Source organism: Labrenzia sp. C1B70 (assembly GCF_000475395.1).
GTDB classification, from domain to species: domain Bacteria; phylum Pseudomonadota; class Alphaproteobacteria; order Rhizobiales; family Stappiaceae; genus Roseibium; species Roseibium algicola.
Window position 1 is genome coordinate 91,254 of sequence record NZ_AXCE01000003.1, and the last position, 19,842, is coordinate 111,095.

General features: G+C 56.7%; 15 protein-coding genes. 6 read left to right on the plus strand and 9 right to left on the minus strand.

The genetic code is table 11. The features are described from left to right. Positions 1-116: 116 nt before the first annotated feature. Positions 117-2,624: a heavy metal translocating P-type ATPase gene (locus Q666_RS37300; RefSeq protein WP_031269452.1), complete on the minus strand. Its 2,508-nt coding sequence runs from the start codon at positions 2,622-2,624 to the stop codon at positions 117-119. A gap of 161 nt (positions 2,625-2,785) precedes the next feature. Here Q666_RS37300 and Q666_RS37305 point away from each other — a divergent pair, with 161 nt between their 5' ends. Continuing rightward, a complete protein-coding gene (locus tag Q666_RS37305) occupies positions 2,786-2,992 on the plus strand; it encodes a heavy-metal-associated domain-containing protein (protein WP_031269453.1) in 207 nt (68 codons plus the stop codon). Between the two features lie 66 nt (positions 2,993-3,058). Further along, positions 3,059-4,375 (plus strand): APC family permease, encoded by a 1,317-nt coding sequence (locus Q666_RS37310; protein WP_023001349.1) that lies wholly within the window; start codon positions 3,059-3,061, stop codon positions 4,373-4,375. A 199-nt stretch (positions 4,376-4,574) separates the two neighbouring features. On the opposite strand, the gene Q666_RS0132780 is transcribed toward Q666_RS37310, so the two are convergent. After that, positions 4,575-5,174 carry a hypothetical protein gene (locus Q666_RS0132780; protein WP_023001350.1) on the minus strand — a complete coding sequence of 200 codons (600 nt, stop codon included), beginning with the start codon at positions 5,172-5,174 and terminating at the stop codon, positions 4,575-4,577. 52 nt (positions 5,175-5,226) lie between these two features. Between Q666_RS0132780 and Q666_RS37315 the strand changes: the two genes are divergently transcribed. Continuing rightward, entirely contained in the window at positions 5,227-5,790 is a 564-nt protein-coding gene (locus tag Q666_RS37315; protein ID WP_035907755.1) for a Crp/Fnr family transcriptional regulator, read from the plus strand. Positions 5,791-6,040: 250 nt separating this feature from the next. Then, positions 6,041-6,514 (plus strand): fasciclin domain-containing protein, encoded by a 474-nt coding sequence (locus tag Q666_RS37320; RefSeq protein ID WP_031269461.1) that lies wholly within the window; start codon positions 6,041-6,043, stop codon positions 6,512-6,514. 90 nt (positions 6,515-6,604) lie between these two features. On the opposite strand, the gene Q666_RS37325 is transcribed toward Q666_RS37320, so the two are convergent. Further along, complete coding sequence (locus tag Q666_RS37325) at positions 6,605-9,298, minus strand: HAD-IC family P-type ATPase (protein ID WP_286158860.1); 2,694 nt, start codon at positions 9,296-9,298, stop codon at positions 6,605-6,607. A 271-nt stretch (positions 9,299-9,569) separates the two neighbouring features. Between Q666_RS37325 and Q666_RS37330 the strand changes: the two genes are divergently transcribed. Then, positions 9,570-10,412 carry a universal stress protein gene (locus Q666_RS37330; RefSeq protein ID WP_023001354.1) on the plus strand — a complete coding sequence of 281 codons (843 nt, stop codon included), beginning with the start codon at positions 9,570-9,572 and terminating at the stop codon, positions 10,410-10,412. 149 nt (positions 10,413-10,561) lie between these two features. Here the strand turns inward: Q666_RS37330 and Q666_RS37335 are convergent, their stop codons facing one another. Next, a complete protein-coding gene (locus tag Q666_RS37335; protein WP_023001355.1) occupies positions 10,562-11,347 on the minus strand; it encodes a DNA/RNA non-specific endonuclease in 786 nt (261 codons plus the stop codon). Positions 11,348-11,902: 555 nt separating this feature from the next. Then, the gene (locus Q666_RS65420) at positions 11,903-12,424 is read right to left on the minus strand and encodes a PRC-barrel domain-containing protein (RefSeq protein ID WP_161633258.1); all 522 of its coding nucleotides are present in this window, start codon (positions 12,422-12,424) and stop codon (positions 11,903-11,905) included. 695 nt (positions 12,425-13,119) lie between these two features. Here Q666_RS65420 and Q666_RS65840 point away from each other — a divergent pair. Then, positions 13,120-13,821 (plus strand): hypothetical protein, encoded by a 702-nt coding sequence (locus Q666_RS65840; RefSeq protein ID WP_152533266.1) that lies wholly within the window; start codon positions 13,120-13,122, stop codon positions 13,819-13,821. A 25-nt stretch (positions 13,822-13,846) separates the two neighbouring features. On the opposite strand, the gene Q666_RS37350 is transcribed toward Q666_RS65840, so the two are convergent. From Q666_RS37350 to repA, 4 genes are all read right to left on the minus strand, one after another. Then, on the minus strand, positions 13,847-15,397 hold the full coding sequence (locus Q666_RS37350) for a glucan biosynthesis protein (protein ID WP_035907758.1): 1,551 nt from the start codon (positions 15,395-15,397) through the stop codon (positions 13,847-13,849). Positions 15,398-15,719: 322 nt separating this feature from the next. Beyond that, on the minus strand, positions 15,720-16,994 hold the full coding sequence (repC, locus tag Q666_RS37355) for a plasmid replication protein RepC (RefSeq protein ID WP_031269468.1): 1,275 nt from the start codon (positions 16,992-16,994) through the stop codon (positions 15,720-15,722). 373 nt (positions 16,995-17,367) lie between these two features. After that, positions 17,368-18,372 carry a plasmid partitioning protein RepB gene (gene repB / locus Q666_RS37360; RefSeq protein WP_031269470.1) on the minus strand — a complete coding sequence of 335 codons (1,005 nt, stop codon included), beginning with the start codon at positions 18,370-18,372 and terminating at the stop codon, positions 17,368-17,370. A gap of 2 nt (positions 18,373-18,374) precedes the next feature. Continuing rightward, on the minus strand, positions 18,375-19,613 hold the full coding sequence (gene repA, locus Q666_RS37365) for a plasmid partitioning protein RepA (protein WP_023001362.1): 1,239 nt from the start codon (positions 19,611-19,613) through the stop codon (positions 18,375-18,377). Positions 19,614-19,842: the final 229 nt, after the last annotated feature.

Here is a 19,842-nt window from a genome sequence, read left to right on the forward strand (position 1 = left end):
AAGCTTGATCGAGGCCGTCTTGTGGGCACTCAGGCCGATGTCCTCAAAGCAGCGTATGATCTTGGTCGGTAGCCCGGACTGGCGCGAAGGTTCTCCAATGTTCATATCACCCCCTCCTATTCAGCAGGCGCGGCTTCGGCACTTAGCGTGAAAGCGACCCTGGACCTTGCTTCATCCATCACTGGCGCGATCCGGCGAAGTCGCAAGGCATTGGTGAGGACGAACACCGACGACAACGCCATGGCGCCTGCTGCAAGAACGGGTGACAGCAACAGGCCAAAGGCTGGATAAAGCGCCCCGGCGGCCACCGGGATCAGGGCCGTGTTGTAGGCAAATGCCCAGAACAGGTTTTCCTTGATGTTGCGCATGGTGCGGCGCGACACTTCGTAAGCGTTCACGACGCCTCTCAGATCGCCCGACATCAGCACGACATCGGCGGATTCAATCGCCACATCGGTACCTGTGCCGATCGCGATACCGACATCGGCATGGGCGAGGGCAGGGGCATCATTGATGCCATCTCCAACGAAGGCAATACGGCCCTCGTCGCCCTTGAGTTCGGGCAGGGCGTCAACCTTGCCATCGGGCAGAACACCCGCGATGACGATATCGATCCCGGTTTCCGCGGCAATTGCCTCGGCGGTTTCCCGTTTGTCGCCGGTGATCATCGCGACCTTCAACCCCAGCTCATGAAGCGCTGCAATTGCGGCACGGCTCGATGGTTTGACCGGGTCGGCAACTCCGACAACAGCAGCAATTCTGCCGTCAATGGCTGCATAGAGAGCTGTGCGCCCACGGGTCGCCAGCCTGACCTCCTCGTCCACCAGCGCATCGGTCGCAATACCTTCGCGCTTCATCAGCCGGTCAGCGCCGACGAGCACTCGTTGACCGTTCACAATAGCGGAAACACCATGACCGGTGATGGAGTTGAACTCACTGACCGCGAACCTTTCCACGCTCTCCTTGCCCGCTGCCCGCACGATGGCCTCGGCAACAGGATGTTCAGAGCGAGCCTCAACCGCGGCAATGCACGACAGAACGACAGAGCGTTCAAAACCGTCCGCCAGGACGAGGTCGGTCAGTTCCGGCCGGCCCTCCGTTACGGTGCCCGTCTTGTCCAGCGCAACAATGTCCACGTCGGCAAGCTGCTGCAGCGCGTCCCCCTTGCGGAACAGGACACCCATCTCGGCTGCCCTGCCGGTGCCCACCATGATCGATGTCGGCGTTGCAAGGCCCATGGCACACGGACACGCGATGATGAGCACCGACACACCGGCCACAAGGGCCAGCGTCAATGCCGGGTCCGGACCGAATGTCAGCCACACCAGGACCGTAGCCACGGCAACGGCCATGACGGCGGGAACGAACCACAGCGTAATGCGGTCCACCAGCCCCTGGATCGGCAGCTTGGCGCCCTGGGCTTCCTCGACCATGCGGATGATCTGCGAAAGGGTCGTATCGGCACCGACACGCGTTGCCTTGAACTGAAGTCCTCCCGTGCCATTAACCGTGCCCCCAGTCACCGCGCTGCCAGCCGATTTCGCGACAGGCACGGGCTCGCCGGTGATCATGCTTTCATCGACGTGGGAGAACCCTTCGACGACTTCACCGTCAACCGCGAGACGCTCTCCAGGGCGCACTACGACGATGTCGCCAATGGCCAGCGTTTCGATAGGCACTTCCACCATCTCTTCGTCCCGCAGCACCCGGGCCGACTTGACCTGAAGGCCGAGGAGGCTCTGGATGGCCGCGCCGGTGCGCCCCTTTGCCCTGGCCTCCAGGAAACGGCCCAGCAGGATCAGAACGACAATCACGGCGGCTGCCTCGAAATAAACGGCGCGAACCTCGGCGGGCACCAGATCCGGCAGGAAGGTGGCAACCACCGAATAGAGATAGGCCGCTCCGGTTCCCACGGCCACCAGGCTGTTCATGTCCGGCGCCCCCTTCAAGAGCGCAGGAAACCCCTTCAGATAGAAAGATCGGCCCGGACCGAAAAGCACCACGCTCGTCAGCACGAACTGCAGAATCCAGCTCATTTGCTGACCAATGGTCACCGCGATCAGGTGGTGAAAAGCGGGGATCAGATGCCCGCCCATTTCGATCAGGAACACGGGCAGGGCAAAGGCTGCGGCGATCGCCATCTTGCGCGCCAGCTCACGGGCTTCTTCCGCCTTGCGCTCGCTGCGATCCTGAGACGTTCCTGCGTCTGCCAGACTTGCGGGATAGCCGGCATCCGTGCTGGCCTTCACCAGCTCCTGAACGGTTGTGGCACCTTCTGCAAAGACGATCGTTGCCGTTTCGGCCGCAAGATTAACGCTGGCACTGATGACCCCGGGCACCGCCTGCAACGCCTTGTCGACACGTCCGACACAAGAGGCACAGGACATGGACTGAATAGTCAGCGTGACCGTCTGCGTTCGCGCCGGATAGCCGAGATCATCCAGTTTGGCGACCGCGGCGGTGATCTTGTCAGGGGTGGCCGTAAACTGCGCGCTTTCAGTTGCCAGGTTAACACCGACATCTTCAAGCCCTTCGACAGCCGCAAGGCCGCGCTCGACGCGTCCAACACACGATGCGCATGACATTCCCTGAACCGACAAGGAGAATTTCTGTTGCCCAGACATGGGTCCAACTCCGGCATGGATTGTTCGATTTCCCTCAAATGAGGCTTCCAGTCACTGGAAGGTCAAGGATCGTTCAAGATATTTTTCAAACTTTTTTCTTCTTGACCCTCCAGCCGCTGGAACCGGGAAAAACAGAAAATCGATCAACTACGGAGCCAATCATGAAGTTTAGCGTTCCAGATATGAGCTGTGGTCATTGCAAGGCAACCATCGGCAAGTCCATCGAGCAGGCGGACGGATCTGCCCAGGTCGAATTCGACATGGCGAACAGGACCGTGACTGTGACGAGCACCCGGTCCGCACAGGAAATCGCAGGCGTTCTCAAGGAGGCCGGCTACAGTTCCGAACTGTTGCAGCAAACCCCGTAAGGGAGTGAACGTCATTCCGGATCGCTTGACCGGAGCGTTCGGCAACCTGTTTTGACGGAGATCGGTATGTCATCCGACTACAAGAAAAACAGCCTGACACTCTTCGATGCGATCGCCATGGGGACCGGTGTCATGATCGGTGCGGGCATTCTCGCCCTCACCGGTCAGATTGCCGAACTGGCCGGTCCTCTTTTCCCTTTCGTCTTCATATCCGGCGCCGTCGTTACCGCCTTCAGCGCCTACACCTACATCAAGATGTCCAATGCCTATCCGTCTGCGGGTGGCATCGGCATGATCCTGCAAAAAGCCTATGGCCCGACAGCAATAACCGCAGCGGCTGCGCTTTTGATGGCTCTTTCCATGGTCATCAATGAAAGTCTGGTCGCGCGTACCTTCGCAAGCTACCTTCTGCGCGGCCTCGACCTGCCGCATTCCGGCTGGCTTCTTCCCGCCATCAGCGTCGGCGTCATCCTGTTCGCCTTTCTCATCAATATTTCTGGCAACAGATCGATAGGGCTCTTTTCAACCATCATGGCTGCGTTGAAGGTCGGTGGTATCGCGCTGTTCGGTTTCGCCGCACTTTGGGCTGGCGGATTTTCGTTTGAAGCGACCGGGGAGGGGACAGATCTCGGAGGATTGTCGGGGTTCATTGCGTCGACCGCGCTGGCAATTCTTGCCTTCAAGGGCTTCACGACGATTACCAACAGCGGTGCAGAAATCACGGATCCGCATCACAATGTGGGCAGGGCAATCGTGGCGGCAATCAGCATCTGTATCCTTGTCTACCTGCTGGTGGCCTTCGCGGTCGGTTCAAGTCTGCCGCTGGAGAAAATCATCGAGGCAAAGGATTACGCGCTGGCAGAAGCTGCCAGGCCCACCCTGGGATCCGTCGGCTTCTACCTGACGGTAGCCCTGGCACTCGTGGCAACCAGTTCCGGCCTGATCGCCAGCATGTTTGCAGTGTCCCGGATGCTTGCCATGCTGACCGAAATGAAACTGATCCCCCATAGCCACTTCGGCATGCCGGGCGTGATCCGGGATCATACGCTGGTCTACACCGTGTTTGTCGCCGCCTTGCTGGCCGTCTTCTTCGATCTCAGCCAGATCGCATCACTTGGTGCGTTCTTCTATCTCGTCATGGACATCATCATCCATTGGGGAGTGTTCAGGCATTTGCGTTCAGATGTTGATGCCCGAGGCTGGATTCTACTGATCGCAATCGGTCTGGATGCCGTCGTCCTCGCCGCTTTCGCGATGCTGAAGTTGCAGCACGACCCGGCGATTGTCGCCTATGCCGTCGCCGGCATTATCGTTGTGTTCCTGTTCGTGAAGGCATTTCTGCATTTCAACCCGCCGGGCGCCGAGGAAGTGCATTCGCACTAACCGGAAAGCCTCTCATACCAACACCGGCACCCATTGTTCTACTGGGCGGCACCGGCGACGTAGGTCGCCGGGTGGTCAACCTCTTGAACAAAACACGGTTTGCCGGATTTATCTGGTCTCAAGGAAAGGCGGCGTTTTCCTCGATACATCCGCGTCTCCCGCATATGTTTCGGCTCTTGAACCCAAATCACGACCGGGGTCAGTGATGGGGCGATTGGCCGGACGCCAGTGCGAGATGGTGTTCCTGATGATGCGCTCCCAGTGTCATCACGCCGATAAACCCGAGCCCCGAGAGCTTCTGCAGATCTGAGGGCTTACTGACGTAAACCGACAGAATTGCGCCGCCGGGCACTTCCGCCACTTCATAGCGGAAACCACGGGTTCCGTTCATGGTGGCGGCATGGGCCGTCAACATCCGCCTGATCGAGTTGGTGACATCGCCGTCTCCCGTAACGGTGAACCGGTAACCATCCTCGACCGGCAAGGTTTTTACATCTGCCCGCAAGGTGACGTTGTCCATGTCGGCAAGATGGTTCCGCATTGCTTCGATATCGACCCTGGACCAGTCTGTTTCAGGATCTGCTTCAAGGATCGCCACGATTTCCTGAATTGCCGCGAAAGCGGACTGCCCCGGTTCACGCGGAACCGCCTTAGCGGATGATGGTTTGGTGCCATGTGCCGCATGCTGCGCGGCAGAATGGTCATGATGCTGGGTTGTCTGGGTCTGGGCCTGGGTCTGGGCCAGGACCGGAGCGCTGCACACAATGGCGGCGGTCAGGGCAAGAATGTACCGGCTCATGGTTTCTCCTTTGCTTTGCGTCCCATCTTGCCTGAGGAACTAAAATCAGAACATGATAGCTATCATGTTGATGGATATTCCCGCCTTCTTTGAAACGTCTGGAACCTTTGAGCGCCGGGTGCCGGCAGGAGCGTATCTGTTCCATCAGAACAGCATGGTGGAGAACCTGTTTCTGGTGACCGCTGGTGAAATTCAGCTTGTCCGCCACCAGACAGGGGGAGCCGCACTCGTTCTACAACGCGCTTTTCCAGGTGCAGTCGTGGCTGAAGCCTCTGCTTTTGCCGAAACTTATCACTGCGACGCGATCGTCCGATCAGATGCCTGCGTACGTGGGATCTCGAGGCGGCGCTTCCTCGACCTTTTTCGCGCTGACCCGAAACTGTCAGAAGCCTGGGCGGCACGGCTTGCCCGCGAGGTGCAGACAACTCGCCTGAGGAGCGAAATTCTGGCCCTCAGAACGGTCACGGAACGTCTGGATGCCTGGCTCGCCTGGCACGGCACATTGCCGCCGAAAGGTGAATGGCACCAGATTGCCCGACAGATTGCTGTCAGTCCGGAAGCCCTCTACCGCGAAATCGCGCGACGCCGAAGGACCAAGGGCCTCTCGTTCGAATGAAATCCCAATTGGTTCGACGGAAAAAGCCCGCTTTTGTGTGAAAAAAGCGCAGATCGCGGGCGCCGATGTCGTCACGCCTTGCTCTTTTTGAGATTACGCTGACCGGCTTCCGGATCACTTTTGGATCATCAAATCGTCCTGAAATTAATGTGTTCAATGCCCGCTCTTTTGAGCAGATCCCCTTTCAGGGCGTCCGCGTACTGGGGTGGCTGGCGCAAAGCCAGCTTCAGAACGTGACAAGGAGGATCAGATGAAATTCGCCAAGTATCTTGCAATCGGCATCGTTGCTTCCGTGGTGTCTCTTCCGGCGAAAGCCGCCGATATTGTCGACACGGCTGTCGGCGCAGGCTCGTTCGGCACGCTCGTTGCCGCCGTTCAGGCCGCAGGCCTTGTTGAAACCCTGAAAGGGGACGGTCCCTTCACCGTTTTTGCGCCCACCGACGAAGCCTTTGCCGCATTGCCGGCCGGTACCGTTGACGACCTTCTGAAGCCCGAAAACAAGGACAAGCTTGTCGCCATCCTGACTTACCATGTGGTTCCAGGCAAAGTTCTCTCGACAGATCTTTCGGATGGAATGATGGCGAAGACCGTGGAAGGCAGCGAAATCACGGTAGACCTCGACAATGGCGTGATGATCAACGACGCCAATGTCGTGACAGCAGATGTGGCAGCCGACAACGGCGTCATTCACGTGATCGACAAGGTCATCATGCCGCCGATGTAATCCGGTCGTGGAACGCAGGGTTTGCAGGTGCACAACCAAGCCCCGGCAAACCCTGCTTCCGAATGCCAAACAAATTCGAACAGCGAAAACTTACTTCGAACCGCTGTTGCGGGCCGCAAGGCTTATCCAGGCCTGTCCGAGAACCAACGGCAGAAAACTCATCGTGCCAGCGACCAGGAGACCCGTCAGTCCTGGCCATGGCAATGCCAGAAGCGCTGACAGATCCGTATTCAGAAGGGCCATTGCGACAAGTGAGAGGCACAACGAGATAGCACCCCAGACATAACCATTGCGAAGGACATCGCTTTTCCAGAACGGGCCTGTTGCGGCACGCATGTTGAAGACGTTCCAGAGCTGTGACAGTGCCAGCGTCAGAAAGGTAACCGTGATGGCCCTCTCCGTTTCCAGGCCAAGCAGAAACAACGCGATGACAAATGCTGCAAGCGTCGAAAACGTAATCGTGCAACCGATATAACCGATCAACATCCAGCGGGACCCGTCGACGATAGGCTCACCGGGGTCCCGTGGCGGGCGCTGCATTACCCCGTCTTCCCCCTTTCCGAGCCCCAGGGCAAAGGCGGGGAAGACATCGGTCACCAGGTTGAGGAACAGGATCTGAAGTGGCAGGAGCGGGACAGGCAGGCCGACGCCAACTGCAATGCCAACAATCAACACCTCGCTAACGTTGCAGGACATCAGATAAACGACGAATTTGCGGATATTCTCGAAAATGATCCTGCCCTGGCGCATTGCGGCGATGATCGTCGCGAAGTCGTCGTCCTTCAGAACAATGTCAGACGCTTCACGGGCAACCTGTGTGCCGCGCTTGCCCATGGCAATTCCGATATCCGCTTTCTTGAGCGCCGGAGCGTCGTTGACGCCGTCGCCCGTCATGGCGACCACATGTCCGCCATCCTGAAAGAGTGAAACCAGGTTCAGCTTGGTGTCGGGTGCCACCCTTGCAAAGACATCGGTCGCCATGAGCTGTTTGCGCTGCTCTGCCGTCGCCTGTGCCATGTCGATCCCGTTTAACTCATGGCCGGACAGCACTTTCAGGCCGGATGTTCCGATGCCTGCGTCCTGTGCGATTTTCGCCGCGGTCTCGGCATGGTCACCGGTCATCATCACAACCCGGACACCCGCCTGCTGACTGGCCCTGATCGCTCCTGGAACGTCTTCCCGTATCGGATCAAGAAAACAGACCAGTGCGACCAGCGTCAGCCCTTCATAGGGATCTTCGGACGGTGTTGCTGCCGTCTTGAAGGCAAGGGCGAGGAGACGCTGGCCGCATCGGGCTGCCTCTTCCTGACGGCCGCGCCACGCGGCACGGTCCGCATCCGTGAAGGCGCGGGTACCTTCGGTTCCAAGAACCTCTGATGCCGCGTTCAGGACGGCTTCCGGAGCGCCCTTGACGGCATAAAGAAAGTGCCCGTCACCATGATGGACCGTCGCCATCATCTTGCGTTGTGGAGTGAAAGCAAACTTTTCTGCCGGCTTCATTGTCTGCAGCAGGCGAGATCTCGCAAGACCCGCGGCAGATGCAGTGGCCAGCAACGATATCTCCATCGGATCACCGATCCGCACTTCATCCGGACCATCTGAATATTCCGCCGAATTGCACAGCGCACCAATCCTGAGAGCGACGGAAAGGCCCTCCGTGGAAGCTGGTTCGATGTCCCGGCCTTCTGAACAAAAGCGAATGCCGTTGCCTTCATGCAAAATGGCGATATCCGCGCTGTCGAGAAGATAACGGACGGCCGTCATCCGGTTTTCCGTCAAGGTTCCGGTCTTGTCGGTCAGGATCAGTGTCGTCGCCCCTAGCGTCTCTACAGCCGAAAGTTCGGTGACGAGCGCGTTGCGGGCCGCCATGCGCCACATGCCTCTGGCCAGGCACAACGTCGCCACGATTGGCAGACCTTCCGGAATGGCGGCAACCGCAAGCGCAATTCCGGTTTTCAGCATCTCTGACACAGGATGACCCCAGAGAATGCCTGCCATGATCGTGAGCGCGGCAAGCACCAGCGTCAGCCAGACCAACTTCTGCCCCAGCCTGTCCAGTCTCCTTTCGAGGGGAGAGATTTCGGCGTCGGCCTGCTGCGCAAGAGCGCTGATCCGGCCAAGTTCCGTCGACATGCCGGTGGCAACAACGATGCCTTCGCCAAGCCCCTGGGTGACCGCCGTTCCGCTGAAAGCCATGTTGAAGCGTTCGGCAAGCACCGTGTCTTCGGCCATCGTGGAAGTCTGCTTTTCAACCGGAGCGCTTTCCCCGGTCAGCAGGGACTCATCGCAATGAAGATCGGAAGCGGCCGTGAGGCGAAGGTCAGCCGTGACGACGTCTCCTGCCTCAAGGATCACGATGTCTCCAGGAACCAGCGCCGTTGCCTCGATCTCAAGCACCTTGCCGCCTCGGCGCACACGGGAGTGCGTCGTGGTGATCCGCAACAGGGCTTCCATCGACCGGGCCGCGCGCAACTCGGTGAAGAACCCGATGGCACCGTTCAGAACCAGGACGATGGATATCGCGATCGCGTCCGCGAAATCGCCCAGAAGCAGAGACATGAAAACGGCGGCTGCAAGAAGCCAGACGATGATGCTCGCAAATTGATGGGCAAGGATTGCGAATGCGCTCTTGGTTTTCAGCTCGCGAAACCTGTTGGTGCCGTAACGCCGTCGACGCCTGACAACTTCATCGTCCCCGAGCCCCGCCATGGGGTGAACCGAAAGCTCCTGAGCAACCACTTCAGGGTCGATTGCGAAGGGAGCGTCGATGCTGGTTTGGTGCAAACGGTTCAGGGCTGATGTATCCGTCGAGGCAGCGGCAACTTGGCCGTTCAGGATAAGATAAGAATGCTGAATACGCTTCTGTCACGGACGAATTCTCGCGGGTGGAACGCGGTACGCCAAGTCGGGACCAATGCTTATTCCACGCGGAACACCCCGCCGACTGGCTACGTAGTCACCACCAGTTTGCCTCTCAATCGTTTTCCCGGAAAATGCAGATGAAGCTCTGTACAGCGCGCGCCCACGCAGGCGAACAGGGGAGGAAGCCGGTACGATGACCTACAAGACGATACTCGCAATCACGGAACTTGATGTCTCCACGGAAACCGTCGGCAAGGCTGTCACGGTAGCGAGGGCTTTTGATGCTCATCTCACGGTGTTACCGATCGGTGAAGTCCCGCAACTGCCGTTCTACGGATCTGGCGGGCACGGATACATCGAAATCTGGGCGAAGGAATTCGACCAGCGAAAGATCGAGCTGACATCCCTTGCTTCCCGAATAGAAGCACAGCTTGCAAGGGAAGGTATCTCGTTCGACGTCCGGCCAAGTCTGTCTTCTACCGCTCGCCAAGACAATCTTGTTGCCCGCCATGCCATCTATTGTGATCTGGCTGTTGTCCTGCGCTCCGTGGAGCAAGAGCTCAATTCCGTCGAAAAGAATGCGATCGATGGAGCGCTGTTCGATTCCGGCCGGCCCGTGCTTTATGTTCCCAATTCCTTCAAGGCCGACCACATTGGCACAAAAGTGGCCATCGCCTGGAATTCACGGCGGGAAGCCGCCCGTGCCGTTTCCGAGTCGCTGCCGTTTCTGAAGTCAGCCGAGGACATCACGCTGCTGCTGGTTGACCCGGTCGTCGGCGACAATGATCACGGGGAAGACCCTGGCAGCGATATCGCAACGGTCCTTGCCCGCCACGGACTCGGCATTTCCGTTCAAAGTGTGGCGTCCGCCGACAGGCCCGTGTCCGAAGCCTTGCTGGACAGTGTACGCGAACTGGGAGCCGACCTTCTGGTAATGGGTGCCTACGGACATTCACGCCTGCGGGAGAACATTCTGGGAGGCACAACACGGGAAATGCTGGAGCAAACCGTCATCCCCCTGTTGCTGTCGCGCTGACCGACGCAGCTTCTGGCCCCTGGATTTGTCAGGGGCCAGAGACCCGCGAAAGGCTCAATGCTGACCTTTACCGCGCACGCCGTTACGTTCGCCACGAATACACCGTTGGATTTTCGGCTTGTTCCTCGCTGAGTTCTGCACTCTGCTCCTTAGCTCTGATCCATGTATTCATCCTCGTCATCAATGTGACGATTGGCAAAATCGAACCAGTTCATGCCGTTTTGCCGTTGGGTCATTACCGGTTGTGCGCCGGGGAAGCTGGGGCTGGGCGTTATGGGGGGAGGCATGCCGATCGGATCTACCTCGTCCATTTTCGAATCCAGCGGGTCCGCAATGCGCCAGAACATTTGGTCATCGACGGAGCTGTGGGTGTTGTCGATCTGGTAGCGTTTGAGCAGCGAGTTCGTGTCGTTCAAGGTCAGGTCTACCTGGAATCCCGAGGGGCAAAGCCCGCGGGTGTGCGACAGAGAACCATTGTAATAAAGATGTACGGTCATCTTCACCAGACTGTCGTGCGCTTCTTGCTGCTGCGCGATCTCATGAACCTCGACTTCCATTCGCCGCCATTCGCCGTTCCGTTGGAATTGCGACCATTGCGGACAGATATTGGCCGGGACATCGGGGCCACCCAACTCCAGAGCAATGATGTGTCCCTTGTCCATGTCGACCTTGCCGCTATTGCGAGGGCTGATCAGTTTGGCCTTCTTGGGAATGCGCTTGGTCGCGCCAATCCGAAAGCCCGAAAACGGTTCCGGCGCCGACTTACGGCCCGACGTGGTGTCAAGAGGATAGACATATCCATAGACCGAGGTCTGCCGCTCGTACTGATGATGGGTTCCAGGGGCAATGATTTCAGTTAATACAGTCACCTCACCATATTCGTCGGGACGTTTTTCTTTTCGATCGTACAAAGTGTTGAAGGTGTATACAGGCATCCGGCAGACCCTTTGATAGCTGATCAAGTCATTGGTTGTGAAAATATGTCAATAAACGCGAATGTTGCAGACAGAGAAGATCCGTTCAAGTAACGGATGCAGTTTGATCGTTTTTAGAAGGATTGAACATCCTGTCTGCATTCTTTGGAACGCAGGTTGCTCCGGGCCAGGAGACCGACGGCAGAAAGGCCCAGCCCCCGCTATGAGGAACGGCGCTTGGAGCTTCGCCGCTGAACATGGCATCAAGAGCCACAGTCGGTGTCATTTCCAGATAAATCGTCGATCAGTGTCGTCCAGGGATCATCACAATTCGGCAAAGTGACACTTTCGCCTGGCACCAGCGTTCAATCTTGCGGCGCTCATCCAGGATCAGATGACTGTATATTGATGGCATGACACAATCATCTTGACTGATAACTTATTGGTTTCAAACAGAAGTCGCACTTGGGATAGAATGTGCCCGCCTACAAGCGAGAATCGCGTAATTTTGATTATGGAATATTTTTAGCGCGGGCGACATTTCGGAATGCGGCCCGCGCTTTTCTGGTCGTGATGTCAGTTTGCAGGCGTAACGTTTCTATCCGCTTCGGAATCAATCAGCTCCTCAGGAGCTTTCTCGACCGGCGCATTGTTCAGATCCTGAGCGGTTGCCGGCCTGGTTTCATTCACGCTTTCATCAGCTGGAACAGGCCGATATGCAGCTTCCTCGAAGGGCTCCAGCGCATCCAGCTTTTCTGCGGTCGTTTCAACCACCAGCACCTCGCTATCGTTGCGATTTTCGAACTTCACAAGACCGTACTCGATCGCGACGTTTTTCTCGCCCAGGCCAAGAAAGCCTCCGACTCCGATCACGATTGCCTGGATCTGACCGTCAGGACCCACAGTGAAGTCGTTGACGTCGCCAATTGCTTCAGACTCTTCGCTCGTACCGTTGTAGACAGTTCGGCCAAGGAGGTCCGTGGCCAGGTGTCCTTCTGCCTTTTTCACCATTTGAACGGGCTCAGGGGTGGCAGGAGTTGCCGGCACGGTAGTCGTCGGTACTTCAGTCGAGCTTTGCGCATACGCACCGCCGACCATGAACAGTCCGATTGCGGACGCAGTGACAAGTTCACGTAGCATTGTAACTCTCCCAGATTGAAGTCGCCGGTATCTGATGGGGATGGGGCGACGATATGGGAGTAACGCTCCGGAAATCACCGAGTTCCGGCGCATTTCAAGATTGAAACAGAATGTGAATGTACTGCTCTCATTTGCAGCCATAAATTGAAACTGAGATCGGAAGTACTGAGCTTCCCAAGAACGCGGAGCTGTACCTGCAGGGCATTCTCTGTGAGCCGATCTTCAGTTTCCGAAGCTTCTTCAGCGCCGTGAACGTATTTGAAGACCAACGCAATTCCGGTGGAAAAGGTGCTCGTTAACTTGCCGACAGGCCTGGGTTTGCAGACCAACCGAATGCCTGAAGCCGGATCCACAAAAGATAGCCACGTTGCAAGTCCGCGAGACGCAGTTCTTATCAACCCGGCAGTTATGAAATCAGTGTATTTCCACAGCAAAAGTGGAACTCATTCCATACGTATTTCCATGTTCGCATGATCAGCGGAAGAGATATTAATTCAATCAACTCTGATACTTAGAGATATATATTTCGAAACCTAGGTAACTTTCGCAAGGTATCACTGGGCACTGTTGCATTAACCTTTTCGGAATCAAGTTCACTCAGTTTCATCCCGTCAGACCGACAGCAAGCGACCTCAAGCTCTCGATAATAGAACATGCGCACACCGAGTTACCTACTGGCAGTTTCCGTAATCAAGGGCATAATCACAGGCACTGCGGCAGCGGCCTCCGCAACAGTCACGCCTGTTCACGCTGAGAATATCAAACCTTACGTCTGGTCTTTTTCAAAGCCATCTGAAAGTTCCTACAACATGACGGTAGGCGCTCAGCTTCCTGTTCCGGGCCGGCCTGCATTCGGATCGGATATCAACATGCCAGCAGCATTGCCCAGGCATGTGCTCAATGCGCCACGCAGCTACGTACCGAGTGGAACGCTATGGACACGACTGCGTTTCGAAGACGACTACAAATTGGCAGGAATGGACGAGACGGACCTGACTTTGCGCTTTGACCCGGACAGCGACCTTGCATCAACCAGATTCACTGCAGGAAAGAAAATCAAACTCACAAGGCACGCCAACCTGATCTTGCGAGATTCCTATTCTTTCCGGACGCCCGGTTTCGAGACGAATGATATTGACTGGAATACCACCAAGAGCGTGGAAGTGTCTCTGGGCCGGACCGCGACAGTCCTGGCAGCGGAATTCAACAACTCAAAAGACGACGCCGTGTGGCACTCGAGCGTTTCGTTGCAACAACCCTTGACCAAAGCCTTCACACTTCGGGCTAGCATCAGGGAAATACAGACACAAAATCCCAGTTCCGTTTTCAAGGCTCGGTATTCCCGCACCTGGTAACTGTGCCCTTTGCCACACCGGGGATTTATTCCAATTCCAGGTGCTCCGCTATCAATTGCCCGAGCCAGGTTTCACTCAGGACATCATCGCCGCCTTTCAGAAAAGCGCGCGCCTCCAACGGATCACGCCCGTCGACTTTGACATCGAACGTCAAGCGCCAACGATCCGTACCGACGACAGGTTGAACGAAAAGATTTATTGGCTCGCCCTTGGAAAGCTCAACAACGGCCTCCACATCGTCCTTTTTCTTTATCCCGTTCAAGGATTTGCCCTGGAATTCGACCACGACTTTCATCTGGTCCTTCGGTCGAGGTTGTCCTGGAATTCCTCCCTGGCCGATGCGGGTTGCGAAAACCTGAGCACCTGACTGAGGCAGCGGATGCTGATCACGCCAGGTCATCTGGTAGGAAAACGTACGTTCGTCACCCGCTTTCGGCAGTTCGTCCGGCAAAAAATAAGCGACTATGTTGTCATAGATCTCGTCGTCCGTCGGGATCTCCACCAGTTGAACCACGCCCTTGCCAAACGGTTCGTCAGGTTCGATCCAGACGGACGGTCGACGATCATAAAACACTCCGTCATCCTGAAAGTTCTCAAACTCCCGGTCTCGTTGTGCGAGGCCAAATCCTCTCACATTGTCCGCCCGAAAGGTGGACGTGCGAACTTCGGACGGGTTGTTGAGGGGGCGCCATATCATCTCTCCCGACTGGCTAATCATCGCAAGACCATCGGTATCGTGTACTTCCGGGCGCCAATCCCGGCCTTTCAGGCGATTGGACTCAGAGTACCAGTACATGCTTGTGAGTGGCGCTATTCCCAGTCTTTCGACGGACTTTCGGAAGAATAGGTGGCTTGTCACATCCATGACCTGCCCACTGCCCTCCTCATTTTTCATGTGCATTCGATAGGCGCCGGCGACAGATGGGCTATCAAGAAGTGCATAGACAACCAAACCGTCATCTGTCGATGCGGATGGTTCGAACCAGAATTCCGTAAATCTGGGAAATTCCTCCGGCATCGAAAGTCCGGTGTTAAGGGCAAGTCCGCGCGCCGACTGCCCATACTGGCGAGACTGGCCATCTGTCCTGAAATAGGATGCGCCCAGGAAGGAAACCCAGTCGGTTTTCAAATCCTCCCGCATGACGCGGAACCCGGCAAATCCAAGATTTTCGGGCAACTTTCGCGCCGGACTGTCATGCGGCATGTCGAAATAGTCAGGTGAATAGAGAATTTCTCGGGAAACGCCATCAGCGACTTCGTTCAGCTTGACCGGTTGCTTGAAGAAGCGGCCCAGGTGAAAGAACTGAATTGGGACGCCTGGTACCAGTTCCAGGGTGGCCGACTTGCGAAAGCTGATCTTCCAATGTGCGTCGTAGTCAATTTCCTCCAGAAGATCTTCAGATCGCACTTTTTGCGCTTCATACGGTCTTGTCCCGAGTTCCCGAGCCTTCGCGATCACCGTCGCAAAACTGAATTCTTCAGGGTCTCCCCGGTGGTTCCTCAGGTCACTGGATTTCGCATAAGCGCTTTGGACAAATGCCATGAAAAAAAGTGCAATGAAAACAGATCTGCTCATGAAGTTTCCAGTCGGTCTTGCTTCGTTGTCGTTGAAAGACGAACGAACGGACAAATTAGTTCATGGTGCAAAACACCGGGCTTCCAGGTTGGGAACAGGATCGCAGGAATGAGGCGTCGTTTTGACAAAAGTCGGCCATGCGTAAGGCAAGTTTATGAAGGCTCGAATCCAGCGCCACCGACGTGCCCTGTTGCGATTATCCGTGTTCGTGCAGGATCAGCACTCCCGGGAAGACCGCAAAGTTTCAAGATCCCTTCATTTTGGCGCCCCCTGCCCGGAAGCAGTACTCGCACAAGAGGATCCCGCTCCCCGCGGCGCCCGATCAGCGCGCAGCGAGGCCGAACAGGGATTTTGCCAGCGCAAGTTTGCCTTCGGTCGCCCGTTCACAACATGCCCGGAAGTAACCGCCGGGCGAGCTGATTTTTTCCGGATCCCGCAAGGCCTTTTCGGCCACCATCGCAAGAATCGCCGCCGCAACATGCCGCCCCAGCCTTCCGCAGGCTTCGGTAAAGCCTTTTTCACTTAATCCGATACCGATCCTCAGCACGTCGGTTGCGGCAATGAGGTCCGGCCAGCTTTTGAGAGACAGCCCAAAATCGCTCTGGATCGACGTACATGCGCTTTCCAGCAAAGAGATCGAAACAGCGTCCAAGGTTTCCGATCGGACAAAACCCGCCTTACCGGAGCCTTTCTGCAGTGTATATCCCCTGTTGGAGCCCCCACCCTGCTCCGCTTGCTCCCTTTCAGGAGCTATTTCGGCGCCGTAGGCGACGTCAGTCTTATTTTTGATTTCATCTGCGTGAGCAGATGTCCGGTTATTTGAACAAGTGTCTGGTGAGTTTGTATTAAATATAGGGGTGACATTGATGTCATCTTCGCATGACGATTCCTCATTTTTATGTGCTGTTGACTGTGTATTGGAGGCCTCCTTCAGAGCTTCCATCACCAGGTCATAAAGGTCCAGCAACGCCTCCGCTTTTGCCTGAACATCAGTCTCCGCGTCCAGAATGCCTGCCATCTGATCCAGGAAGTCTGTCAGGTCGACGTCTTTCGTTGCATCGACGATGTCGACAATCGCCCTGGAGATCCTCATGACCGTCCGTTTGGCTTCCCGGACGGCATTGAGATGAGCCTGCCATTCGTCGGCCAGGCGCTTGATTTCGCGGTAGCGCACTCTTGCCGGCGTGAAATCGAGACCATAGGCAAAGGTAATGTCGCCACTGTCGTTGCGGTGCACCCACCTGCGGCCGGTAGAACTGTCCCTGTAGGCGAGAATACGGGCCTCGACCAGCTGCTTGATGGCGCGAATGACCGTTCGTTCACTCTTGCCGACATAGGAGGCAAGCTTCTCATTGGAGATGGCAACGACAGGCCTGTTGTCCCCTTTCCAGTCGTCCGGCTTTGACAGGCCAAGCAGGATGTCCAGGACATGGTAGGCAGTCGACGTGAGACCGATCGGCTGGGCCGCACGTTTCAAGGCAATAGCGACTTCGGATTTTCCAATATCGGGAATGTCGTTCGACATTGCCAGACGCTGGGACGCAAGTATCCCCGGCGTCACCTTCCGGAAGGAAGAGACGTTCGAAACAGCAGGCATGACAACCTCCGTTCACCGACACGAGCCAACGTGCGGCGTTATGCGTTTCAGGAGGTTCAACTTCGGGAAATCGGCAGAAATCCACCGTTCACACAAGATGGATCTTGCGCGTGATTCGGAATTCGCCTAAAACAGGGAAGTGTTGAGGTTCCTGTTTGGACGTTCCAAGTTGAACCGTGATTAAAGAGACTGAACGGTTGCCGCCGTTTCGGTCTCTTTTCATTTGGTCTCTATTTCTCTCGCACCGTCTCCTTCCTCACGGGGCCTGGCCGAAATCCGGCCTCTTGCCGATATGGCCCGGGACGACACCTGAACACCTGCCCCGGATCATTGTGCGCCCGGCATACCCTTTCGAGGTATGCTGCGACCATCTTCAGCCCTTCGTACGTCCCGTTTCCTGCCGTTGCCGCAGAAAATCGCGATAGACGTCCGGAAGGTTCTCCTCCAGCCAGTGACTGAATTCAGCTTCGGATTTCGGTATCGAGAACACGGTTGCCGCCGATGTTCTCTTCAGTTTTGCCAGTACCGTTCCGTTCGATGTGATTTCTGCTGCAGCCTGTGTTGCCAGCGCAGCCTTCTTTTGTTTGCCTCTTGCGGCCTGCGTTACCATGGACATTCTGTCCTGCGCAGCAGCCAGCCTGAAATCCTCACCGTCTATGACGGATCGAACGCGCTGTTCGGCGGCAGGGTCTTCAAACAGCTTCGCCAGTTCCATCCACGCCGGCCGGCCAACATTCCTGGCACGGCCAATCGCGCGAATGATGTCGTGCGGGATGCTGTCGGCGATCTTCCGCATATTGGAAATGACCGTTTGAACCTGGCCGAGCACCGGCTGCATCTCGCGCTGCTTGAGCCCTGCTTCGCGCAGCTGCACAGCCCACAGGACCATCTCCGCGAAGGTCAGGTTTTCGCGGACGCCGTTTTCAAGCGACTGTTCCTTGATCAGCTCGGCGTCGCTCAGCTTGCGAACGTACGCCTTGACCTTGAACGTCTCCGGTTTGCCGGCTTCCGCCATCAATGTCTGAATGGCAAACAGCCTGCGGTGTCCATAGGCCAGCTGATAGCGGTCCCGTTCCGTGGGGTGCGGGCGCACCAGAACGGGGATTCTCTGCCCCTCATCCTGGATCGAAAGCTTGAGTTCCTCCAGGGCCTCCTGCGCTTCGAGGTCTGTTTCGAAGCGATCGGAAAACGGACTTGGGTCGATTTTCGACGGATCAAGGGCAACGATGCTGTCCTCGCGCATATGCGACAAGGCGCGCCCCATGGAATTCACGACGGGTGCGGTTACCTTCTGACCTGCAACCGGTTTGGGCGGCTCCTTCTTGTCGGCAGCTGCAGCCGCCGCGTCGGACATCATTTTGACGATCGACTTTTTCATCGTCAAACCTCCCTGCCCCATACACTCTTGATCAGATCGAGAATTTCGGCGTTGACGCGGTCTGCGCTTTCCAGCGCCCGCTTCAGGGTTTCCCGGCCGACTTCACCGGATTCGATTTCGTAGAGACTTTTCTTGGCAACGCCGGCAGATGCGATGGCGGTCGATTCAATCGCCTCGGCCACAAGGACGTCGGTCCCGAACAAGTCCCGCATGGTGCCGGACATGATCTTCTGCGGCCCGTCATTGGGGTTGACCCTGGTCAGCAGAAACTTCGTGAAGTCGTGTTCGAAAACCGCACCGCCTTCGGACAACGTATGGGTCACATCCGAAATCATCTTCAGGAACTGAGAGCAAGACGAGACGTCGAGCATGGCCGGGTGAACGGTGATGATCAGGCCCGTTGCCGCATAGAGAGCCGCCATTGTCGTGTACCCGAGCGAAGGTGGCGTATCGAGGACAACGACATCATAGTGCTCTTCAACCGACTGGATCACGGCATCGAGGCGCTGGAAGAACAGGCCAAGCTCGTCGGTCGTCCTTTCGGCAAGCGCGGTCGGCGTATCGTATTCGAAATCCATCAGGCGCAGATTGCCGCAGGCAAGGTGAATGCCCGGGAAGTAGGTCTCGCGTATGACCTCGGAAAACGGCACGCGGTAATTGTCATAGCGCAAAGCGTCGTAGGTCGTGTCGGTCCGTTCGTCATCGTCTTCGCCGGACCGAAGATCACGATCCGGCTGAATGCCGAAGGTCGTGGTCATGGAGGCCTGGGGATCCAGGTCGACACACAGCACCCGGTAGCCCTGGATAGCCAGGTAATGGGCCAGATGAACGGAGGTGGTCGTCTTAGAGCTGCCACCCTTGAAGTTCGCAGCAGCAACGACCTGCAGCTTCTCTCCCGGTCGACGATGAGGCACGAGACGATGCGCATCGTCAGGCCTGAGTTCCGCGAGGAATGCCCTCAGCTCCCAAACCTGATCGACTGTATAGATCCGGCGGTTGTTTTCGGCGCGATGCGGTTGCGGGCCCTTGCCTTCCAGCGTCAGGGTGCGAAGCGTGCTTTCCGGCACGCCCAGCAGACGAACCAGATCCGTCGTGGAAAACGTCCGGCCGAAAACCTTGCGCGCTTCCGGCGGGTAGGTCATTTCGCGCATCGTCTGCAAACGGTCCGAAAGCTTCTGCGTGAAACTTTCGATTTTTGCGGTCGTATCGCGTCCACCGGAAAATTGTTCGGTAACGGCCATTAATGCCCTCTGACGGTTTCGTGCCCGATATGAGCGGTAACTCCGTCATGGATGCAGGATTCCAGCAGATGGTGCAAGGAAATTTAAGTTAACGAAACCCTAACCCGGCCTGGTTGAACCGGCATTCCAGATGCCTCTACGAAACTTTCCGACCCGACGGGTGTGCCAATCTTTGCCAGTTCCAGAGCACCATTCTAGCCGATCCTATTTTTTCCTTATTTATTTCAAT